Annotated in this window: 18 protein-coding genes; 7 read left to right on the forward strand and 11 right to left on the reverse strand. The window is 67.0% G+C overall.

The window, feature by feature from the left end; all coding sequences use genetic code 11:
- Positions 1-48: 48 nt before the first annotated feature.
- Complete coding sequence (locus AC6JAM_RS18090) at positions 49-411, reverse strand: DUF5655 domain-containing protein (protein ID WP_018769397.1); 363 nt, start codon at positions 409-411, stop codon at positions 49-51.
- A 17-nt stretch (positions 412-428) separates the two neighbouring features.
- Positions 429-881 carry a flavodoxin family protein gene (locus AC6JAM_RS18095; RefSeq protein WP_056390564.1) on the reverse strand — a complete coding sequence of 151 codons (453 nt, stop codon included), beginning with the start codon at positions 879-881 and terminating at the stop codon, positions 429-431.
- 183 nt (positions 882-1,064) lie between these two features.
- On the opposite strand from AC6JAM_RS18095, the gene AC6JAM_RS18100 reads away from it, so the two are divergent.
- The 4 genes from AC6JAM_RS18100 (at position 1,065) to ppsA (ending at position 8,588) form a co-directional block, all read left to right on the forward strand.
- Entirely contained in the window at positions 1,065-2,996 is a 1,932-nt protein-coding gene (locus tag AC6JAM_RS18100) for a heavy metal translocating P-type ATPase (RefSeq protein ID WP_497935422.1), read from the forward strand.
- Between the two features lie 106 nt (positions 2,997-3,102).
- Complete coding sequence (locus tag AC6JAM_RS18105) at positions 3,103-3,564, forward strand: universal stress protein (protein WP_026265787.1); 462 nt, start codon at positions 3,103-3,105, stop codon at positions 3,562-3,564.
- Entirely contained in the window at positions 3,561-6,116 is a 2,556-nt protein-coding gene (locus AC6JAM_RS18110) for a cation-translocating P-type ATPase (protein WP_497935427.1), read from the forward strand. The genes AC6JAM_RS18105 and AC6JAM_RS18110 overlap by 4 nt, the downstream gene beginning before the upstream one ends.
- Before the next feature lie 48 nt (positions 6,117-6,164).
- Positions 6,165-8,588 (forward strand): phosphoenolpyruvate synthase, encoded by a 2,424-nt coding sequence (ppsA, locus tag AC6JAM_RS18115; RefSeq protein WP_497935428.1) that lies wholly within the window; start codon positions 6,165-6,167, stop codon positions 8,586-8,588.
- A 122-nt stretch (positions 8,589-8,710) separates the two neighbouring features.
- On the opposite strand, the gene AC6JAM_RS18120 is transcribed toward ppsA, so the two are convergent.
- The 4 genes from AC6JAM_RS18120 to AC6JAM_RS18135 all read right to left on the reverse strand — a co-directional run bounded on the left by AC6JAM_RS18120 (position 8,711) and on the right by AC6JAM_RS18135 (position 13,160).
- Positions 8,711-9,133 (reverse strand): Hsp20/alpha crystallin family protein, encoded by a 423-nt coding sequence (locus AC6JAM_RS18120; RefSeq protein WP_018769391.1) that lies wholly within the window; start codon positions 9,131-9,133, stop codon positions 8,711-8,713.
- Positions 9,134-9,146: 13 nt separating this feature from the next.
- A complete protein-coding gene (locus AC6JAM_RS18125; RefSeq protein ID WP_497935430.1) occupies positions 9,147-11,666 on the reverse strand; it encodes a cation-translocating P-type ATPase in 2,520 nt (839 codons plus the stop codon).
- Between the two features lie 24 nt (positions 11,667-11,690).
- On the reverse strand, positions 11,691-12,557 hold the full coding sequence (locus AC6JAM_RS18130) for a universal stress protein (RefSeq protein WP_018769389.1): 867 nt from the start codon (positions 12,555-12,557) through the stop codon (positions 11,691-11,693).
- Positions 12,558-12,701: 144 nt separating this feature from the next.
- The gene (locus tag AC6JAM_RS18135) at positions 12,702-13,160 is read right to left on the reverse strand and encodes a pyridoxamine 5'-phosphate oxidase family protein (protein ID WP_018769388.1); all 459 of its coding nucleotides are present in this window, start codon (positions 13,158-13,160) and stop codon (positions 12,702-12,704) included.
- Between the two features lie 240 nt (positions 13,161-13,400).
- Between AC6JAM_RS18135 and AC6JAM_RS18140 the strand changes: the two genes are divergently transcribed.
- A complete protein-coding gene (locus AC6JAM_RS18140; protein WP_497935432.1) occupies positions 13,401-15,083 on the forward strand; it encodes a GAF domain-containing sensor histidine kinase in 1,683 nt (560 codons plus the stop codon).
- Between the two features lie 9 nt (positions 15,084-15,092).
- On the opposite strand, the gene AC6JAM_RS18145 is transcribed toward AC6JAM_RS18140, so the two are convergent.
- Positions 15,093-15,764 carry a response regulator gene (locus AC6JAM_RS18145; RefSeq protein WP_051081367.1) on the reverse strand — a complete coding sequence of 224 codons (672 nt, stop codon included), beginning with the start codon at positions 15,762-15,764 and terminating at the stop codon, positions 15,093-15,095.
- 274 nt (positions 15,765-16,038) lie between these two features.
- Here AC6JAM_RS18145 and AC6JAM_RS18150 point away from each other — a divergent pair, with 274 nt between their 5' ends.
- Positions 16,039-16,527, forward strand: a complete 489-nt coding sequence (locus tag AC6JAM_RS18150) for a universal stress protein (protein WP_018769385.1) — start codon at positions 16,039-16,041, stop codon at positions 16,525-16,527.
- A gap of 57 nt (positions 16,528-16,584) precedes the next feature.
- On the opposite strand, the gene AC6JAM_RS18155 is transcribed toward AC6JAM_RS18150, so the two are convergent.
- The 3 genes from AC6JAM_RS18155 to AC6JAM_RS18165 are packed head-to-tail and all read right to left on the reverse strand — an operon-like array spanning position 16,585 to position 17,725.
- Positions 16,585-17,115, reverse strand: a complete 531-nt coding sequence (locus AC6JAM_RS18155) for a hemerythrin domain-containing protein (protein WP_268003195.1) — start codon at positions 17,113-17,115, stop codon at positions 16,585-16,587.
- Entirely contained in the window at positions 17,112-17,429 is a 318-nt protein-coding gene (locus AC6JAM_RS18160) for a DUF3040 domain-containing protein (RefSeq protein WP_018769383.1), read from the reverse strand. The genes AC6JAM_RS18155 and AC6JAM_RS18160 overlap by 4 nt, the downstream gene beginning before the upstream one ends.
- Positions 17,430-17,467: 38 nt before the next feature.
- On the reverse strand, positions 17,468-17,725 hold the full coding sequence (locus AC6JAM_RS18165; protein ID WP_082581719.1) for an SHOCT domain-containing protein: 258 nt from the start codon (positions 17,723-17,725) through the stop codon (positions 17,468-17,470).
- 258 nt (positions 17,726-17,983) lie between these two features.
- Between AC6JAM_RS18165 and AC6JAM_RS18170 the strand changes: the two genes are divergently transcribed.
- Positions 17,984-18,646 (forward strand): hypothetical protein, encoded by a 663-nt coding sequence (locus AC6JAM_RS18170; RefSeq protein WP_082581727.1) that lies wholly within the window; start codon positions 17,984-17,986, stop codon positions 18,644-18,646.
- Here AC6JAM_RS18170 and AC6JAM_RS18175 read toward each other — a convergent pair.
- Positions 18,643-21,459: an HAD-IC family P-type ATPase gene (locus AC6JAM_RS18175; protein WP_497935435.1), complete on the reverse strand. Its 2,817-nt coding sequence runs from the start codon at positions 21,457-21,459 to the stop codon at positions 18,643-18,645. The genes AC6JAM_RS18170 and AC6JAM_RS18175 overlap by 4 nt on opposite strands.
- Between the last annotated feature and the right edge of the window lie 10 nt (positions 21,460-21,469).

Consider the following 21,469-nt stretch of genomic DNA (forward strand, 5'->3'; position numbering starts at 1 on the left):
TCCCGCGGCCAACGTGAAAGGGCCATAGGACTCTAAAGGGCATGCCAGTCAGGCCGCAGCCTCATACGCTTCGAGCAGCCAACCGCGGACCTCGGCATCGAGTTGGGAACTGTCCGTGAGCTCCAGATGGTGCATCCAGGTTCCTTTCGCCGGGTGGACGACCTGCTTGAAGCGCGGCGAGCCCAGGTTCCGCGGCAGCGCGAGGGACAGGACCAGCGGAACCGGGGAATTCACGTAGACCCCGGGCCGCCACAGGTAGGCGTAGCCCCGGCGCCGGCGGAACGAGATTTGGCTCTTTCCGACCCGGACCTCATGGGGGCCCAGCTCCGCCGCCATCCGCTCCGCTGCCTGGTAGAGCCCAAGGGCGTCCGGAGCGCCGGCGAAGAACCGCTCTACCGTCCACGGCTGCAAAGTAACAGCGTCCCCGCCTATGCAGTACCGTTGCCCGCCCCGGCCGCAAGTCCGGCGGCCCAGGCTGCCGCCCGCTCGGCCTCACCGTCGACCAGCGGGCCCTCGCTGCCTTTGACGTAGAAAGCCATGGGTCCGCCAACGATGCTGGCACCTGCCTCCGTCAGTGCCTTCGTCATCTTCCTGGCAGCGTCGCCGTGGATGAACAGCTTCACCCTCGTATCGAAGGCTGCTGCCTTCACCCCGGCCAGTCCCCGGCGCCCAAGGTCTGCCAGCGTTTCGGTGATCCGGGCAGTCGGCTTCCAGCCGTTGATGGGGCTGCCGACGACGAGCAGGTCACCCGGGTGCAGGGCGTCGGCATCAAAACCGTCAACGTGAACAGCGGCCGCGTCCCGCCCCAGGCGCGATGCCATCGCCTCGGCGATGGTCCTGGTGTTTCCATACGCGGAGTCATAGAGGACGACGGCTTTCATGGAGGCTCCCGGTCCGGATAGGCGGCATGTTGCCCCTCAACCATGCTCCCGGGGCCGCCGGCGGGGCAGGGCCAAAGGTCATGCCGCCGGCCGGGGCCTAATGCCCTAGCCGTACTGCCGGCATCAGGATAGCTTCAGTCTTATGTGTGAGGACCGCTACCGCCCATGTTGAAAGTGTCCTGAATGAGAAAGCAGGCCGTCCCGCCTGCGGCAACCGCCGGCAACGTTGAGGTCGAGGAACGCGTCGGCTCGCCCGTGCAGAAGGTGTGGGGCTTCCTCCGGCGGTATCCCGTCGTCGCGCTGACCTGCCTGGTACTCCTTGCCGCCCTGGTGCTGCTGCAGTTTGGGCTGGAACTGCAGGTCCGCGTGCTCGCCTCGGCCTACGCTGCCATCATCGTGGTGGCGCGGGCGGCCGGCATGGTCCGGTCATTGCGGGAGGGACGCTGGGGCATCGACCTGCTGGCCCTGATGGCGGTTGCAAGCACGGTGGCCGTGGGTGAGTACCTCGCGGCCCTGGTGGTGATCCTGATGCTCACCGGCGGGGAGGCACTGGAAAACTTTGCCCAGGGACGCGCCGCGCGTGAATTGCGGTCCCTGCTGGACCGGGCTCCCCGCTTTGCCCACAGGGAAAGTGCCGACACAGTCCTGGAGGACACCCCGATAGGCGAGGTGGTGCCCGGGGACGTGCTGGTGGTCCGCCCCTCCGAGCTGGTACCTGTTGACGGCGAACTCCTGTCCGATTCAGCAAGCATGGACGAATCATCGCTGACGGGGGAGAGCCTGCCGGTGGAGCGTAGCAAGGGGGAGCTGCTGCTGAGTGGTTCGGTGAACGGCGTGGCCGCCATCCGCATGCGGGCGGCGGCCACCGCGGCTGACTCCCAGTACAGCCGGATCATCGCCCTGGTGGAGGAAGCGTCCAACAGCCGTGCGCCGGTAGTCCGGCTCGCTGACCGCTACGCGGTTCCCTTTACCCTCCTCGCCCTGGCCATGGCCGGGGCCGGCTGGTTCCTGTCAGGTGAGCCGCTCCGCTTTGCCCAGGTGCTGGTGGTGGCCACCCCGTGCCCGCTCCTGATCGCAGCGCCGGTGGCATTCCTGGCTGGAACCAGCCAGGCCGCCCACAAGGGCATCATCATCAAGAACACCAGAAGCCTGGAGCAGCTTGCCAAGGCGCAGACAGCAGTGTTCGACAAGACTGGAACACTCACCTCCGGCCGCCCGGTCCTGGACGGGATCCAGGTGGCGCCGGGCCCGGGGGAAGCCCTTGGCAGCCGGAAGATCCTGCAGCTGGCGGCCTCCGCCGAGCAGTATTCCTCCCACGTGCTGGCAGCATCCGTGATCGAAGCCGCCAAGGCAGCGAACATTGAACTGCTGCAGGTGCAGCAGGCGACCGAAAACGCCACGCACGGGGTTGAAGCTGTCTGCGACGGCCAGCAGGTGGTGGTGGGAAAAGCCGCCCTGATCCGCAGTTCGGCCAGCGGATACCGGGAAGCAGCAGTCCAGAGTGGCCAGTTGGCAGTCCACGTGGCGGTCAACGGCGAGTACGCGGGTGCACTGATCATGAAGGACCCGTTGCGCCGCAACGCCGTGGACACCCTGGCGCGCCTGCACAGGCTGGGCGTGCGGAACACCATGCTGCTGACCGGTGATGCCCACGCGACGGCTGCCCACATCGCCGAGGAAGCGGGAATGGGCCACGTCCAGGCCGAATGCCTTCCGGAGGACAAGGTCAACACGGTTGCGGCCATCCTGGAACGACCCGTCCTGATGGTGGGTGACGGCGTCAACGATGCCCCGGTCCTTGCCGCCGCCGACGTTGGGATCGCGATGGGTGCCAAGGGGGCCACCGCGGCCAGCGAGTCCGCGGACGTGGTGATCATGCTCGATGACCTGTCCAAGGTGGCCCTGGCCGTGGCCATTGGGAAGCGGACCGTGGCTGTGGCCCTGGTAAGTATCTGGACTGGGATCGGGCTCAGCCTCATCCTGATGGCCATCGCCATGACGGGTTTCATTCCCGCTGTTGCCGGTGCCCTCCTGCAGGAGGTGGTTGACCTGGCCACCATCCTGAACGGACTCAGGGCATTGCGCGGAGCGGACGAGGCACGGCAACGCGGTTGATGCCGGCTTCCTTCCGCCAGGCCTGCCCGGAGCGGGAGGTGGTGTGGCCGCCGGGCATGACTTTTGGCCCTTCCCAGCGCCGCCCGCAGCCGGGATTGTGGTGTCCATGAACGCAGAAACAGGGGCCAAACCCGTCATTGTAGGTGTGGACGGATCTGAATACTCCTCCGCAGCCCTGCGCTATGCGGGCACGCTGGCAGCCCGCCTGGGCACGCGGCTGGAAGTCATTTCATGTGTCGGAATGCCGGACTACCTGGTGATGTCCCGCCTGGAAGGGGCGGACCGGCAGTTCACCGCCAGGCTTGAGGACGCCGCCGGCCGCCTGGTCGAAGATGCCCTGGGCCGGGCCTTCTCCGGGGAACGGCCCGAAAACATCGACGTGACCATCAAGTTCGGCCCTCCGGCGAAAGTGCTGGTGGAGGAGAGCCGCCGCGCGCAGATGCTGGTTGTTGGAAGGCATGGCGAAGGCGGCCTGCTTAAGTCGTCCATGGGATCGGTGAGCAAGGCGTGCGCGGCCCACTCAACCTGCCCGGTGCTCCTGGTGGGCCAGGAGGCGGACGCTGTGTGAGGACTGCGGAGGGCCTGAGCTCCGAACGGGCAGCGCAGCTCCTGAAGCAGGCGGGCCCCAACCAGCTCCCGGCGGAGAAACCCGTCCCGCAATGGCGAAAGCTGTGGGGGGAGATGACGCACTTCTTCGCCCTCATGCTGTGGTGCGCCGCCGCGCTGGCATTCGTTGCGGACATGCCGCAGCTGGCCGTGGCGATCATCGTCGTCGTCATTGTCAACGGGGTGTTCGCCCACATCCAGCAGGAACGCGCCCAGCATGCCGCCGCCAGGCTGCGCGGCCTGCTGCCCGCCGACGTGGTGGTGCGGCGGGACGGGACGGTGCGCAAGGTCCACGCCAGCGAGCTGGTGGTTGACGACGTGGTGCTGCTCAGTGCCGGTGACCGTGTGCCTGCAGACATGGTCCTGCTGTCAGCATCGGCCTGCGAAATGGATGAATCCATGCTGACGGGCGAAAGCGAGCCAGTGCCGAAAGCCGCAGGTGACGCGGCGTGGGGCGGTACCTTCCTGGTCAACGGCTACGGAGAGGCCGCCGTGTCCGCCACGGGAGCCAGGACCAGGCTGGCCGGAATTGCCGCCCTCACCAGCGGAGCGGTTCCTCCCCCTACGCCGCTGTCCCTGGAACTGCGGCGGATTGTCCGCGTTACTGCGGGCATGGCGCTGGGTATCGCAGCGGTCTTCTTCCTGGCGTCGCTGCTGGTGGGCTTTCAGTGGCGGGATTCCTTCCTGTTCTCGATCGGCGTGGCCGTGGCCCTGGTCCCGGAAGGGCTCCTGCCCACTGTCACGCTGTCCCTGGCCATGGGTGCCCAGCGCATGGCGTCCCGCAACGGCCTGGTCCGCAACCTTGAAGCCGTGGAAACCCTGGGCTCAACCACCTTCATCTGCACCGACAAAACCGGGACCCTGACGCAGAACCGAATGAACGCCGTCGAGGTCTTCACCCTGGAAGGGGCCGTCCATGTGACGGGCCAGGGGTATGACCCGGACGCGCACATCGAGGGCCGGGGAACGGTCAGGGCGGCCCAGGCAGCGCTCGCCGCCCGCACCGCTTCACAGGGCAGGGCCGAGCTGCACGATGGACAGTGGCGTGCACAGGGTGACCCGATGGAAGCTGCCGTGGACGTGCTGGCCCGCCGGCTGACAGGCGCCGGGTCCGGGCCCGCGGCATCGCGCCGGCTGCCGTTCGATCCGGTGCGGCGCAGGGAGTCTGCCCTTGTGGGGCCCGAGCTGTTTTGCAAGGGTGCCCCCGAAACCGTGCTCCCACTGTGTGAATCCGTGCCGGGTCAGGTCAAGGAACAGGTAGAGGTGATGGCAACGCGTGGCCTGCGCGTCATTGCGGTGGCACGGCGGCGTCTCGCGGGAGCACCCGAAACCTGGCAGACCAGCCCTGCCGCAGAACTTGAAACGGACATGGAACTCCTGGGCCTGATCGGACTGCAGGATCCGCCCCGGCCGGATGTGGGAGACGTCATCCGAACGGCGCGGCAGGCGGGCCTGAAGGTCGCCATGATCACCGGCGACCACCCGGCCACGGCGGCAGCGATCGCCCGGCAGATCGGCCTTGCCGGAACGCCTGAATACGTGTTGGAAGGCGCAGACCTTCCGGAGGACGAGCAAATACTCGGCGCACTCCTGGACCGTGACGGAGTGGTGGTCAGCAGGGTCTCGCCCGAACAGAAGCTCCGCGTGGCCAAGGCGCTGCAGGCCCGTGGGCATGTGGTGGCCATGACCGGCGACGGCGTCAACGATGGCCCGGCCCTTCGCGAAGCCGACATCGGCGTGGCCATGGGGCGGAGCGGAACTGACGTGGCGCGGGAGGCCGCGGATTTGGTCCTCCTGGACGACCATTTCGCCACCATCGTGGCAGCCATCGAACAAGGAAGGGCAACCTACGCCAACATCCACCGGTTCCTCACCTACCATCTCACCGACAACGTGGCGGAGCTGACTCCCTTTGTTATCTGGGCGCTCTCCGGCGGCCACTTCCCGCTTGCCCTCGGTGTCCTTCAAATCCTTGCCCTGGACATTGGCACCGACCTGCTGCCCGCGCTGGCCCTTGGCGCGGAACCGCCCGGCCGGCGTGTTTTGGCGCGTCCGCCCGAACGCCGGCACCTGATGGACCGGCAACTGATCATCCGTGTCTTCTGCATCCTGGGTCCCACGGAGGCCGCCATGGAAATGGCCGTCTTCTCCGTTGTCCTCGCTGCCGGCGGGTGGATGCGGGGGCAGGTTCCCCAGCCCGGGCTCCTCATGGCTGCCTCCGGCGCCGCCTTTACCGCCGTGGTCCTGGGACAGCTGGCCAACGCCTTTGCCTGCCGGAGCGCCACCGTGCCGCCCTGGAAGCTGGGATGGGGTACCAACCGGCTTCTGGTATGGGCAGTTCTGGCGGAACTGGCCATCCTTGCGGTGTGCCTGTTCCTGCCCTACCTTGCCACGCTGTTGGGCCAGGCCCCGCCGCCTCCCCTGGGCTTCCTCCTGGCACTTCTCGCGGCCCCCGCTGTCCTTCTTGCAGACTGGATCCACAAAGCGGCCCGGGCGCGCCTGCGGCGGAGCTAGGACCAAAGACTCTGCCTGCCCCGGCGCCACCAAGGCCAGAATCGAGCCATGACCGCCGCTGCAGAAACGTCCCTGGCCGATGTCAGCGTCAAATGGCTTGAAGAAACCGGGATCGCGGACATCCCCTCCGTAGGGGGAAAGAACGCCTCCTTGGGGGAGTTGAGCCGTGCGCTGCAGCCGGCAGGAGTCCGGGTTCCGGAAGGGTTCGCCACCACGGCCACCGCCTACCGCGCTTTCCTTGCTGCCAACAGCCTGGAGCCCCGGATCAGGAAGCACATGGAGGACCACCGCGCCGGGGCAGCAACACTTCGGCAGGCCGGGGCGGCGATCCGCGAACTGTTCCTGCAGGCCACCTTCCCGGCGGACATCACTGCCGACATCCAGGAGCACTACCGGGCCCTCTGCCAGCGCACCGGGCAAGACCAAGTGGCCGTTGCGGTCCGCAGCAGTGCCACGGCCGAGGACCTCCCGGACGCCAGTTTCGCCGGCCAGCAGGAAACCTTCCTGAACGTGGCCGGGGAGCGCGCGGTCCTGGAGGCGTGCCGGCGCTGCTACGCCTCCCTGTTCACGGACCGTGCCATCAGCTACCGCGAAATGAAGGGTTACGACCACCTCGACGTTGCCCTGTCCGTTGGAGTGCAGCGCATGGTCCGCTCGGACCTTGGCGCATCAGGGGTGATGTTTTCGATCGACACGGAGTCCGGCTTTCCCGGCGTGGTGGTCATCAGCGCCGCCTGGGGGCTGGGGGAGACGGTGGTCCAGGGCACCATCAACCCGGACAAGTACCAGGTGTTCAAGCCGCTCCTTGCAGACCGGCGCTTCAGCCCCGTGATCGAGCGGCAAGTCGGTGCCAAGGAACGCAAAATGGTGTACAGCCGCGGTGGCGATGCCAGGACCATGATGGTGGAGACGACCGGGCGGGAGCAGAGCTCACGGGTACTGGATGACCGCGAGATTGTCCTGTTGGCCCGCTGGGCCGTCGCGGTGGAGGAACATTACGGCCGGCCCATGGATATGGAGTGGGCCAAGGACGGGGTCACCGGCGAACTCTTCATGGTGCAGGCACGGCCGGAGACCGTCCAGGCCCGCCGGAGCACATCAACTTTCCGGACCTACCACCTTGCAGGGCCCGGGAAGGTCCTGGTCACCGGCGCCGCCATCGGAGATTCGGTCGCGCGCGGCCAGGCGTGCGTGGTGCGGGATGCCAAGGACATCGAATCATTCGTGGACGGCTCCGTGCTGGTCACCCGGATGACGGACCCGGACTGGGTTCCCGTCATGAAGCGGGCCGCGGGCATCATCACGGACCACGGCGGCACAACCAGCCACGCCGCCATTGTCAGCCGCGAACTGGGCGTGCCCGCAGTGGTGGGAACGCGCAACGCCACAGAGGTCCTTCCCGACGGCGGCCAGGTCACCCTGTCCTGCGCGGAAGGCGAAGAGGGCCGCGTCTACGAAGGGCTGCTGGAGTTCTCCGTGGAGGACGTGGACATGCACGCCCTCCCGGCCACCCGCACGGACGTGATGATCAACATCGCCAGCCCGGCCGCCGCGTTCAAGTGGTGGCAGCTGCCTGCGGACGGCGTAGGCCTGGCCCGGATGGAGTTCATCATCAACAACCTGATCCGCATCCACCCCATGGCCCTGGTCCATCCGGAACGGGTGTCAGACCCCCAGGAGGCCGCGCTCATCCGGCAGCTCACCAGCGGCTACCAGGACCCGCAGGAGTACTTCATCGACGTGCTGGCCACGGGGATCGCCAAGATCGCCGCCCCCTTCCATCCCAAACCGGTGATCGTCCGGTTGAGCGACTTCAAGAGCAACGAGTACAGCCACCTGATCGGCGGCAGCGCTTTCGAACGTCCCGAGGAAAACCCCATGCTGGGGTTCCGCGGCGCCTCCCGCTACTACAGCAACGCCTACCGGGAAGGATTCGCGCTGGAGTGCAAGGCCCTCAAACGCGTCCGGGAGCAGGCCGGGTTCGGCAACGTGATTGTCATGGTCCCCTTCTGCCGCACCGTGCGGGAAGCGGACCAGGTCATCCAGGCCATGGAAGAGCACGGGCTGGTCCGCGGCGCCGAAGGGCTCCAGCTCTACATGATGTGTGAGATCCCATCCAACGTGGTCCTGGCAGAGGAATTCGCCAAGCGTTTTGACGGTTTTTCCATCGGTTCCAACGACCTCACCCAGCTGGTCCTGGGGGTGGACCGCGATTCGGAGGAACTAGCCGGGTTGTTCGATGAGCGGGATCCGGCAGTAATGTCCATGATTGCCCAGGCGATCAGCAAGGCCCATGCCGCCGGCATCAAGATCGGCATCTGTGGACAAGGGCCCAGCAACCATCCGGACCTTGCGGAGTTCCTGGTCAGCCAGGGGATCGATTCGGTGTCCCTGAACCCGGACACGTACGTGCGGACGCTTCCGGTTATTGCGGCAGCAGAGGCGCGGGCTGCCAACGAACAAGCCGTCTGACCCGCTGCCCAAGGCATACTGCGTGTCCCCGCGTACTGCCCTGGCGGCCACAGGAAAGTGCCTGGCACCCCAGGGGACAGTCTCCCCGGAAGCCAGGCACCGTCGTCGTACCGTGACTCTGCTCAGCCCCTGGTAATGGGGATCTTGGACGCCCCGGTTGCCTGCACCTGCTCCGGCATGGGAGCCCGCACTTCAAGGACCCCGTCCTTGTATGCAGCCGTTACGTCGTCTTGTTTCACCCCGGTGGGGAGGGGGATCCGCCGGACGAAGGAACCGTAGCGGAACTCGGACCGGTAGCTGTCCTTCTCCTTGTGTTCCTTCTTTTCCTGCCGTTCTCCCTTGATGGTCAGGACACCGTCCGTAACCGTCACGTCCACGTCCTTCTCCGGATCGATGCCGGGCAGCTCTGCCCGCACCACCAGCGTGTTGCCGTCCACCATCTCTTCGACCCTGATGGCGGAGGACCCCAGGTCACCCTCGAAAAGCCGTTCGATGACATCGATGGGGGAGCGGCGGTTATCAAACCATTTCATCAGGTCAGTCATTCTTGCCTCCTGCTCATGTGGAAGCCGGACCATCGCGTTGCCCGGCACTTCCACCATCCCCTTTCGATGAATCCGGCTCCAGAGGCAAAGGTCCCAGCCCCGTTCGGCCGTGACCCGCCGGTGGCCGGCGGGTCAGGCGGCCAACCAGTTCGATGGCCAGGCACCCTGCCAGGCCAACTGCAACCGAGACGGCCAGCAGTCCGGCGGGCGGCCACTCAACCCGGAAGAAGTCCTGCGTTAAGGGAACGCTGAACAACAGGACCAGCCCCGCGTACATCCCGGCAAGGATCAACACCTTGATCCGGTTGAGGGGGCGTGATGCCATCACCAGGATCCACGCGGCCACCAGACCGAGTGTCACCGTTGCCGCGGACTGGGCGGACTCAAGGCTGTGGCCGCCCCACAACTGCCCGTACGCGCTGACCGCCAGGACACACAGGGCCGTGCAGATGCCTGCCGGGACCGCGAAGGCCAGGGCACGCCTCAGGAACCCGGGGGCATAACGCTGGCCGCCGGGCTGCAGGGCAAGGAAGAACGCCGGCAGGCCGATGGTCAGTCCGTCCAGTGCGGACAGTTGCCGGGGCAGGAACGGGAAGGCCAGCAACAGGACGCCGGTCACCACGGAGATGACCGTGGCGTAGACAGTCTTGCTCAGGAAGACCAGGGAGACGCGCTCAATGTTGCTGATGGCCCGGCGCCCCTCGTCCACCACCGCCGGCAGCCGTTCAAAGCGCCCGTCCAGGAGGACCATGCGGGCCACGGCCTTGGTCGCGGGGGAGGCCGAGTCCATGGCGATCCCCAGATCCGCATCCTTAAGTGCCAGGACGTCGTTCACCCCGTCCCCGGTCATTGCCACCGTGTGCCCCCGCCGCTTCAGGGCCTGGATCAGGTCCCGTTTCTGGGATGGGGTCACACTTCCAAAGAGGCTTTGCGACTCCACCGTTTCCTCCAGCAGCAGCGGATCCCGGGGAAGCGTGCGTGCGTCATAGGCAACCCCGGTTCCAAAACCCACCCCGCGCGCAAGCGCTGCCACGGTCCGGGGATCGTCACCGGAAATGATCTTGACGGTCACCCCCTGCCGGCGGAAGTAGTCGAGGGTGGAGGCAGCATCCCGGCGGATGCTCTCCCGGAAGGTCAGCAGCATGACCGGCACCAGCCCGGACGGCAGGCCTGCCTCTGCGGGGCCCGGCGGCAGCGGCGCCGGGAGGTGCGCCAGAACCAGGGTCCGCAGGCCGGTGGAAGCGAGGGCCGCCGCCCTGGCGTGCGCATCAGCAGAGTCAGCGGACCCGAGGACCGTATCCGGCGCTCCCAGGATCCACGTCCCGGAGGCGGCGGAGCCCGGCGCGAACGTCACCGAACTCCACTTCCGGGCGGAAGAGAACGGGACGGAATCCTGCTCCTGCAGCGGAACCCGCACGGGAAAGGCCGCGCCGATGGCTGCAGCGGTGCTGCTGGCCTCAGCATTGGCACCAAACCATTCCACCGCCGGCCGCCACCCGGACGCAGGAACCGTTCCGGCCTCATGGACGGCGTCAAACACCACGGAGCCGGAGGACAGGGTGCCGGTTTTATCCAGGCAGAGGACATCCACCCGTGCCAATACCTCCACGGCGGCGAGTTCCTGGACCAGGACCTTCTGGCGGGCGAGCCGGAGGCCGCCCACGGCAAAGGCCACGCTTGTCATCAGGAGCAGGCCCAGGGGGATCATGGCCATGATCCCGGCAACAGCTCCCACGACGGCAGGTATCCACCGCCCCGATCCCATGGCTCCAGCCCATCCGCCCTGGTCCTGCATCTGCGCATTCGTGAGCAGCAGTGCGGTGGGCAGTAACAGCCAGGTGATGACAGTAAAGACTTTCTCCAGGCCCCTGCGGATCTCTGACCTGACAAGGGAGAACCGCCGTGCCTCGGCTGCCAGCCGGTAAGCGAAGGTGTCGGGTCCCACGCGGAGCACTCTGGCCCGGCCGCTGCCGGCGAGGATCAGCGAGCCGGACAGCAGCACGGCACCGCCGGCTTTGGGAACGGGTTCCGACTCGCCCGTCAGCAGGGATTCGTCCACCTCAAGCGGTGCCCCGCCAAGAAGCTCCAGGTCTGCCGTTACCTGGTCCCCGGCGTTGAGCACCACCAGGTCGTCAGGGACCAGTTCGTCCGAGGAGACGACTTCCCTGGCCCCGTTCCTGACCACCGTGTTCCGGGCGGCCTGCAGAATGGCAAGCTGGTCAAGGGAACGCTTTGCCCGGTACTCCTGGATGATCCCGATCAGCGAATTGCTGATGGCGGACAAGCCGAACAGCGCATCACGCCACTGGCCAAGGACCAGCAGGAGGATGAAGCAGCCTCCCACCACGCCGTTGAACAGGGTGAACACGTTCGCCTGGACAATCTCCCAGGCGCTCCTGCTGGTTGCCGTTGGCACGCTGTTGACACGGCCGGCGGCAGTGCGCTCCCGCACTTCTGCGGTGGAGAGTCCGTCCCGGGGATGGCTCACGTCCAGTCCCGGGACCGGTCTCCCGTTGTCCCCGGCAATTGTCATGGTGTGGCCAGGCAGCTGACCCGGTCAGTCGGCGTGCTGCTGCTTGTGCACCCGGGTGATCACGGTGGGGCACGGCGGCTGCGACAGCACTGCGTGTGCCGTGGATCCCAGGACGAACCTTTCGAAACCACCCTTTCCGCGGCTGCCCAGGACCAGCAGCCGGGCGCCGGATGCAGCACGGATCAGGGCGTCCGCCGGCTCAAGAACGGTCTCCATCCTGGTGTTGACCACGAGGTCCGGGTAGTCCTGCCGGAGGCCCGCCTCAGTTTCGGCGAGCACGATTTGTTCCTCCTCCACGACGTGGGTGGCGAAACTGCTCTGCGGCAGCCCTGCCGCAATCCAGCGGTTGGGGCCGGTGAAGGCATATAGGACGGTCAGCTCCTCGCCCAGTGCGTCAGCCTCCGCGGCCGCAAAAGCCACTGCCTGTGTTGCTTCACGCGAGCCATCCACGCCCACCACGATGCCGCGGCCTGCCTCCTGGGCGTCGCCGATGACGGCCACCGGGCACTCCGCGGTGGCGGTGGCCTGGAGGGCCCGGTCCGTCAGGGCGCCGCGCGTGTGGCCGCTGGTGCCCAGGACGAGCATGGAGGCATTCCTGGAATAGTCGCCCAGGGCTGCCCCGATGCCTCCTTCGAGCAGTTGGAGGGTTACCTGCAGTCCGGGTTCGGCTGCGGTGGCTTTTTCACCGGCCTCCTTCAACAGCGCCAGCCCCGATTCACGCAGGACTTCAAGGTAGGGAAGCACTTCGGCGGCCATCCAGCGGTCGTCCACCACATTTACGACGGCGAGGGGGCACTTGAGCCTGTTGGCCCGGGCAGCTGCCCACAACAGGGCGGCGTTGGAGGCCGAAGTATTGGTGATGCCGACGGCGATTGGCTTGGCAGTTGCCATGGGGGACCATCCTTAGGGGGTGCTGGAGAAGGGATGTGGTGCGGACGTGGAGCGGAGCCGGATGACGTTGCCCTGACCGGCGTGCCTGATCCGCGTTGGCCTGATCAGCGTTGGCCAGTCGGCGCTGGGCTAGTGGGCGCTGGGTCAGTCGGCGCTGGGCTCCCGGGCCGGCCACCAATGGGTCGGCGCCGCGATGACGAACCTCCGGCCGCTGATATCCTGCGGCGTGATCCGGATCAGGACATTTTTTTGGCCGGGTTGCCAGGGGGACAAGCCCGCCTCCATGGCGTCCTGGACTTCCTCCGCATCGGTTACAACCTTGGCGTGCCCCTTGATGATGACGCTCCAGGCGATGGTGCCGTACTGGTTCATTCCGTCCGCCTCGACGGCTACCACTTTCCGGTCGGCAAGGGAGGCGAGCTTTGTTCCCTGGCCGGTACGAATGAGCAGTGTGCCGTTGGTGGGGACAAAATTCACCGGATAGTTTTCCACTGCGTCCCCCTCGGAGAAGGCGATCCTGCAGAGGGAAGTTGAACGAAGGTATCGCCAGCAATCGTGGACGCCGAGTTCCTTGATGTCAGGTTCTGTGGCTGCGGTATTCATGGCCGTAGCCTAGGACCGGCAAACCTCCCGGGGATAGGGAAGAAGGTCCCGCGCCCGTAAAGGCACCCATCCGGGACGGTCGGAGGTAATTTTCGCCTGGGCCTCCTAGAATTGTGCCGGTAGCGTCTTCATGCCCAAGTGAAGGCGGACTTGCGGCCCGGGGCAGGCATTTCCGTTCCGGACCCCCGGACCGCGCCAAGGACCCGCAGCGTGGCAGGTTCTTGCCGCAGGAGGTGGAACGTGAGCACTGAGAAGCCCTGGCGTCCGCCGACTAGGGACACCGTTGAAGACCTGCTGAGGGACTTTTCCGCCCGGGGCGACGAACAGTTGGATACCCAGGAACGCATCAACGCCCTGCTGGCCGCGGTGGTGTCCCTCGCCGAGGATCTCAGCCTTGAGGCCGTGCTTGACCGCCTGGTCCGTTCGGCCTGCGCCCTGGTCGGCGCACGGTACGGCGCTATGGGCGTCATTGGCGAAGACCGCACCCTGAGCCACTTCATCACGGTGGGTATTGATGAAGACGGAATCCGCTCCATTGGCGACCTGCCGACGGGGCACGGCGTACTTGGCCTGCTCATCCGCGAACCAAAGCCCTTGCGGCTCCATGACCTTGGCCGGCATCCCATTGCGTCCGGCTTCCCGCCAAACCACCCGCCCATGAAGACATTCCTTGGCGTGCCCGTCCGCGTCCGTGACGAGGTGTTCGGCAACCTCTACCTGACGGAAAAGCAAGGTGGCGAGGATTTCACCTCCGACGATGAGGACCTTGCCGTTGCCCTGGCGGCGGCGGCCGGCGTCGCGATCCAGAACGCGCGCCTCTTTGAAGACAGCGGGCGCCGGCAGAAGTGGCTGGAAGCAGGCATGGAGCTCAGCAGCAGGTTGATCATGGCGTCCAGCCCCGGGGACGCGGATAACCTGGACGTCGTTGCCGACGCCGCTTTAAAGGTATCGGATGCGGCACTTGCAGTGGTGGCCGTGCCGGCGGGTGGAGGCGTGCTTCGATGCCGGTCCTGCCTTGGTGTGCAGGGTCTCCAGGCAGGCCAGGAATGGAGGGTCTCCCACTCCGTGTGGGACGTGATCGAGGGCGGCGGCTCCTTTGTGGCCAAGGACCCGCGGCAGGTCTTTGAGGCCGGAATGGCCGGGAAACTCGGATCCGTACTCGTGTGTTCCCTGGGGCATGGCAGCAGCGACAACGGCGTTCTCCTGCTGGCCCGCGCACACGCAACTGCCGCCTTCAACCAGGCGGACGCAGAGTCGGGTGCCATTTTCGGGAGCCGGATCGGGCTGGCGCTCGACCTGGCGCGCGTGAACGCACTGCGCGAACAAAACCTGCTGTTCACTGACCGGGAACGGATCGCGCGGGACCTGCACGACCTCGTCATCCAGCGCCTGTTTGCCGCAGGCCTGAGCATCCAAAGCCTGCGCCGCTACACCGTGGACCCGGTGGCGCACGAGCGCATCGCCGCCGTCACCACGGAACTCGATGAAACAATCCGCAAGCTGCGGGACACCATCTACTCGCTCCGGACGGCGGATGAGGAACGCGAACCGCTGACGGGCCGGATCCTGCGGGTGGTCCGGGAAAACTCGCGCAGCTACGCCCTGACCCCCAAGGTGGCTCTGGACGGCCCCGTGGACTCGATCCGGGAGGATGTGGCCGTCCATCTGCTGTCCGTGCTGTCGGAAGGACTCAGTAACGCGCTGCGGCATTCCGGCGCGGACGACGTGGAGGTCACGGTTGCGGTGGGCAAGGACGAGGTCCAGCTTCTCATCCGCGACAATGGCCGGGGCTTCGCCAACCCTGCCCGGGTGAGCGGCCTGGCGAACATGCGCCACCGGGCTGAGTTGTTGCAGGGAAGTTGCATCATTGAGAGCGGGCCAGGCAAGGGCACATCTGTGACATGGACCGCCCGGCTCACCTGACCTGCCGGCTCAGGCAGTGTCCGTGGAGCTCTTGGTGACGTAGACAGCGGCCTGCGTCCGGCGCTCGAAGCCCAGTTTTGCCAGGATCGATGAAACATAGTTCTTGACGGTTTTCTCGGCCAGGAACAGTTCGTCGCCGATTTGCCTGTTGGTCAGGCCCTGCCCGATCAGGGCCAGGACCTTCTTCTCCTGTGCGCTGAGGCCCTCCAGGCGGGGATCGGTGTGTGCCGTGGACAGTCCGGTAATGATCTGCTGCTCAACTCCCGGATCGAAGAGGGACTCGCCCGCAGCCGCCTTCCGGATTCCGGCCAGGAGGTCATCGCTCCTGATCTGTTTCAGGATGTATCCGGAGGCACCGGCCAGGACAGCGCCTCGAAGGGCCTGCTCGTCGTCGTAGCTGGTGAGTATCAGGCAGCGCAGGCGGGGGTCCAGGGAACGCACGTCCCGGCACACCTCGATTCCCGTGCCGTCGGGAAGCCTTCCGTCGAGGATGGCGATGTCGGGGTGCAGTGCGGGTATGCGGCGCGTGGCCTCGGCAGCCGAGCCGCTTTCGCCCACCACAAGGAACCCTTCGCCCTCCAACAGGTCCTTCAACCCCTGCCGGACAAGTTCGTGGTCATCAAGGATGAACACCCGGACCTGCCCGGGAGATCCTGCCGCCTCAGACCCAGCTTCATGCATCTGCACTGATCGCTCCCAAATCTCCAGGACCAAATCCCGCATTCGTGCGGGGGCGGCCCCCGGGGAGGGCCTGAGCCCATTGTTCCCCAGGAGGCGTCCTGCCGGAAGGGACCTAAGTCCGCCGGCGATCCGCAGGGCGGCATCCGAAGTCTGGGCCCTGTTCCTGTCATGACCTTCGGCCCTACCCCTGAAAGCGCACTTGTTCCATTCTGGGGACGACGCTTGCAGGATGCCCGCAGGAGGGAATGCGGCAACAACAGTGAATGGAGCCGGCATGACTGCCCCTGAAACGCACCCCAGGATCATCGTTGGGGTGGATGGATCAGACGCCTCCATCGCCGCGCTCCGGGTGGCCCGGGCCATGGCGGAGCCCCTGTCAGCGACGGTTGAGGCCTGGGCCTGCTGGGACGTCCCGGCCGGCTACGGGGTTTACCTCGCCGTAGGGATCGAAGGGTTCAAGTACGCGGCCCACCAGGTCCTCCAGCAGGCACTGGAAGAAGCATTCGGGGAGCTGCCGGCCTTCGTGCATGCCCGCCTGGTACGGGGTAAGCCAGGGCCGGTACTCATCGACGCGAGCCGCAACGCCTCCTTGCTGATCGTGGGCAGGCGGGGACATGGGAGCTTTGTCCTTGGCTCCGTCAGTTCGACGTGCGTGAGCCATGCCCACTGTCCCGTGCTGGTGGTGCACGCCCCGGAGGCGGACGGCGCGGGGGACACCGGCCAGGCAAGCGCCCTGACGGGGAGCCCTGACCCGGCGGCCTGATTGCAGGCGCCCTGACTGACCGACCCGGCATCCCGCCGTCGTACGTGTCATCCCGCCCTAGTGGCTGTGCTGGCCGTCCCCATGATGGTGTGCCGCGCCTTCCCCCACCAGTTCGTGAAGCCCTTCGACTGCCTGTGCGAGTGACAGGCCGGGGGATTGGATGATGAAGGGCATCAGGAGGCGGTTCTCCTTGTCCAGGTGCAGGGCGAAAATCCGTTGGATGGCCCCGGCGGCCACGGCGGCAGCAACGCCTTCGGCGGTCCTGAGCTCATCAACCAGGCCCACGATGACCTGATGCTCGGCCAGCATGCCGTCCACCAGCAGCTTCGCTTCCGGCAGGCCGTGGGGCCCGCTGTACAGCGGCCCTTCTTCTGCCAAGGCGTGCGGCACCAGCACCGTGTCGCACCAGTCCAGCAACGCAGCCTGCGTTTCCTGTCCGGCGGCAGGGTCCCGTGCCTCCACGGCCTCGGTCAGCAGTCCCACCAGCGCGTTCAGTTGCCGCAGCATGTCGGCATGGTGGGCTTCCACCGCCTGCAGCGCACGCGCCTCGGAGCCGGCTTCCGTGCCGTTACCGCTGTTGGTGTTCATTCGTTGTTGCCTTCCAGTTGGGCGACGTGCCGGTGGTTGGCCCGCAAGGACCAGCGGAGGTCTTTGATGGCCCAGTACGCTCCGCCGTTCATGACGGCGAAGCCTGCGATGCCCAGGTAGGGCGCCCGGACCACCAGGCCAAGGAGCAGGACGCCCACGCCCGCCGCGAAAAGCAGGAGTCCGCGCCTGACGCGGGTGCGAAGCGACAGTACGAAGGCATCCCTTCCGAGCAGGGCCGCGAATCCGGGGTCTTCCTCCTCCAGGCCATGGCCGATCAGTTCGAGTTCGCGTTTTTCAAATTCAGAGAGCGGCACAGCTGCACCCACTATCCATTGCCTGCGGGAACCGGAACTCAGGTACCCGGCTGGCCGCGCAGGACAGCCAGCCTGTTCCGGTATTCCGCGACGTCGATCTCGCCGCGCGCGAAACGCTCGGCCAGTACGTCTTCTGCCGTTAGTGGCGACGGGGGCCGGGGTGCACCCGGGGAGGGAGCCCGCAGGGAACGGGCCAGCAGGACAATGCCGGTGATGATTGCTCCCCAGACCACCACCATGCTGATGCTCATCAGGACATAGCCCCACAGGCCCATGCCGTCGTTCCAGCCGTACACGTCACGACCTCCGCTGAAGTGGAGGCGGACGCCAGCCGTCCGCCTTCCCTTCCAGTATTGGTTTCTGCCGGTGTCCAGGGCAGAGCCATTAGTCCTGTTCCGGGGCCGGGTACCAGGCTCCGGTCCTCGGCTGCCGGAATGTGCGGAACTTCCGCACCGGGGGCTTATGGCACTGGCGGTGGCGGCGCGGGCACGGTGAATCTGGATGAGCATCCGGTTCCGTTGCAGGAGAGTAAAGCGGAAAGGGAGGATGGCACCGTGGCCGTTGCGGACAGCACGTACGACGGCGGGACAGCCCGCCGTGCGTTCCTCACCCGTTGGGTGGGCTGGGCGACCCTGGGCGAGAGCTTGGGCTTCCTCGCCCCGGTCCTTGCGTGGTTTCTTGCGGCCACTGCCTGGCCGCGCGCGGAATTTGCACTCCTGGTACTGGCCGGCCTCGCCGAAGGAGCTGTCCTGGGATGGTTCCAGGTCCGCGTCCTGCGGAACCGGTTGCCGGGGATCTCCGCGGCCCGCTGGGTCCTGCTGACCGCGGTGGCCGCGGCATTCGCCTGGTCCGTGGGCATGCTGCCGTCCACCTTCGGGGAATGGCAGGACTGGCCGCTTCCGCTCCGGCTGACTGCGGGTGGCGCGGCGGCAATCCTGCTGCTCGGATCCATTGGCACTGCCCAGTGGTTTGAGCTGCGGCACCATGTCCGGCGGGCGTGGCCGTGGATCGCCGGCAACGCCGCGGCCTGGGCGGCGGGTCTTGCAGCATTCATGCTGGTTGCCCCGCCTTTGTGGCAGCCGGACCAGCCTGCCTGGCTGATCGCGGTGATTGGCGTGGGGGCGGCGGTCCTCATGGCGGCAGTGATGGCCGTGGTCACAGGCCTGGTGTTGCTGCGCCTTATGCCGGATGCTGCAGCCGCGGGGGATGCGCACTAGAAGCCGCGGCGCCGCAAACGCTTGTCCACGGCGACTGCCACGGATGCGAGCAGGGCCAGGCCAAGGATCCGCAGCCACGCTTCGCCGCTGATGGGGGCGGTGTGGAAGAGCCCGTTCATCAGCGGCGCATACGTGAGTGCCAGTTGGCCGGCCGCCTGCACCGCGACGCCGACCAGGAGCCAGCGGTTGCTGAACGGCCTTATCCGCCACGCCGGCCGGGTCAGCGAGCGGCAGCTGAAGAGGTAGGACACCTCCACGGCCACGAAAAGGTTCACGGCGGACGTCCGGGCCTGTGCAAGAGAGGCACCATCGGCCAATTCATGTTCGAAGAGCCACCATGCCCCGGCGACGAGGAGGGCCGAAACGAGCAGGATCCGCACGGTAAGCGCCCACGTCAGGAGGGGGCGGTCCGGCGGCCGTGGCGGCCGGGACATCAGTCCTGGTTCCTTTGGCTCAAAGGCAAGCATGAGTCCAAGGGCAACAGCGGTGGTCATATTGATCCAGAGGATCTGGGTGGGCAGGATGGGCAGCGTTGCGCCCAGCAGGATGGCCACGAGGATCACCAGCCCCTCGGCCATGTTGGTGGGCAGGGTCCAGACGATAAATTTGGTCAGGTTGTCGAAGACATTCCGGCCTTCTTCAACGGCGGCCTCAATGGTGGCAAAGTCGTCATCGGTGAGGATGATGTCCGATGCCTCCTTGGCCACCTCCGTTCCGGTGCGTCCCATCGAAATGCCGACATTCGCCTGCCGGAGGGCCGGTGCGTCGTTGACGCCATCCCCGGTCATGGCGGCCACGTGTCCGCGGGACTGCAGGGCCCCGATCAGGCGGAGTTTCTGTTCCGGCGAGACCCGGGCGAAAACCGTGGCCCGTTCCACGGCATCGGCGAACTGGTCAGGTGCGATGGCGTCCAGCTCCGCGCCTGTCAGGGCTGTTCCGCTGTCATGGTCGGTGGCCAGGCCCACCGCCGCGGCAACGGTCACGGCAGTCCGCACGTGGTCTCCGGTGATCATCTTGACCGCCACGCCGGCACGCCGGCAGGCCGCTACTGCCGCCGCGGCCGCTTCCCGGGGAGGGTCGTGCATGGCCTGGAGCCCGGTCAGGGTCATCCGGCCCCGCAATTGGATGGCGGAGAGATGCCGGCTGTCCGGGGGAAGGCGCATCATGGCCGTGGCCAGCACGCGGAGCCCGCTGTCCGCGAGCGCATGTGCGGCATTGAGCGCGGCCTGCCTGTGGAGGGGCCTGTTGGCACCGTACCTGTCCATTTCCGTGCCGCAGAGGTCAAGGACCCGTTCGGCGGCGCCTTTGACGAACGCCACGCCGGCTCCGTGCGGAAGCGTGGAAAGGTGCAGGGTGGCCATGAACTGCCGCTCCGACGTGAACGGCAGTTCCTGCTTCCGCGGGTTGGCAGCCAGGAAGCCGGATACGTCCATCCCGCCCTTCCCTGCTGCCACCAGCATTGCGGCCTCGGTAGGGTCCCCCCGTACGTGCCACCCCTGCCCCTCCCTGCGGACGGTGGCGTCGTTGCAGGCTGCACCGCCCAGGAGGGACCACTGCAGCGCAGCGTCCCCGTCCGCCGGGTGCTCCGCTGAATCCGCCACGTGCTGCCGGCCGCCGGTGTGCTGTGCTGCCGACGGGGCGATGCGTCCCTCCGGTCCGTAGCCGGAACCCGTAACGTCATACGTCCCGGAAGGGGTCCAGAGTGCCCGGACTGTCATCTGGTTCTCGGTGAAGGTGCCCGTCTTGTCCGAGCAGATCACCGTGGTGCTGCCCAGCGTTTCCACCACCGGCAGCCGGCGGACCACGGCCCGGCGGCGCGCCATGCGGCGGACGCCAATGGCAAGCGTCACGGTGACGGCGGCAGGAAGGCCTTCGGGGATGGCTCCTACGGCCAGGGCGACGGCGGCAGTAAACATTTGCCCCGGCTGCTCGCCATGTGCCAGCCCGGCAACGAAGGCCACGGCGGCGAGGGCCAGGATGGCTATGGTGAGCGTCGAGCTGAAGCGTGCCAGTTTGACCGTCAACGGCGTGGCCACCGGCCGGACCGTCCCCATGAGGCGGTGGATCTCGCCAAGTTCGGTTTCGCCGCCGATGGCGACGACGACCCCCGCACCCGTGCCGGCGGTCACCAGGGTGCCGCTGTACAGCATGTTCCTCCGGTCTGCCACCGGCGTGACCGGGGGCAGGACCACCTCGTCCTTGGGCACGGGGTCGGATTCTCCCGTCAGCGCGGATTCGTCCGCCCGTAAGGCGGACAGGCGCACCAGGCGGAGGTCAGCCGGTACCTTGTCGCCGGCCTCCAGCAGCACAAGGTCGCCGGGGACCAGGTCCTCGGAGGGAACCTGCCTCCGTTCGCCGCCGCGCATGACGGTGGCGTGGGTGCGGACAAGCGAGTGAAGGGCGTCCAGGGCCGCTTCTGCCCGGACTTCCTGGACGAATCCGATCAGCGTGTTGACCAGCACCACGGCGAGGATGACGCCGGCGTCCAGGAACGCGCCAAGGACCACGGTGACGGCGGCGGCGGCCAACAGGACGTAGACCAGCGGGTTGTTGAACTGGCGCCCCAGCTTGCGGGCGATTCCCCCTCCCCTGGACCGGGGAAGCTCGTTCGCGCCAAACTGGGCGCGCCGGCGCGCTACCTCTTCCTGGCCAAGGCCCCTGGCCGCATCCGTTTCCAGCAGCAGGACTACCTCGTGGACCGGCAGCCCGTGGTGTGCCGGATCAGGGACAGCGTCCGGTTGGCGGCCGGTGGAGGATGGTTCCGGCCGTGGGGGCTGCACGTGCCCGCGTCGGGAGGGCCGGGTCTTCGCCATGGTGCCGCGG

It is taken from the genome of Arthrobacter sp. GmRoot5-12, from assembly GCF_059739365.1.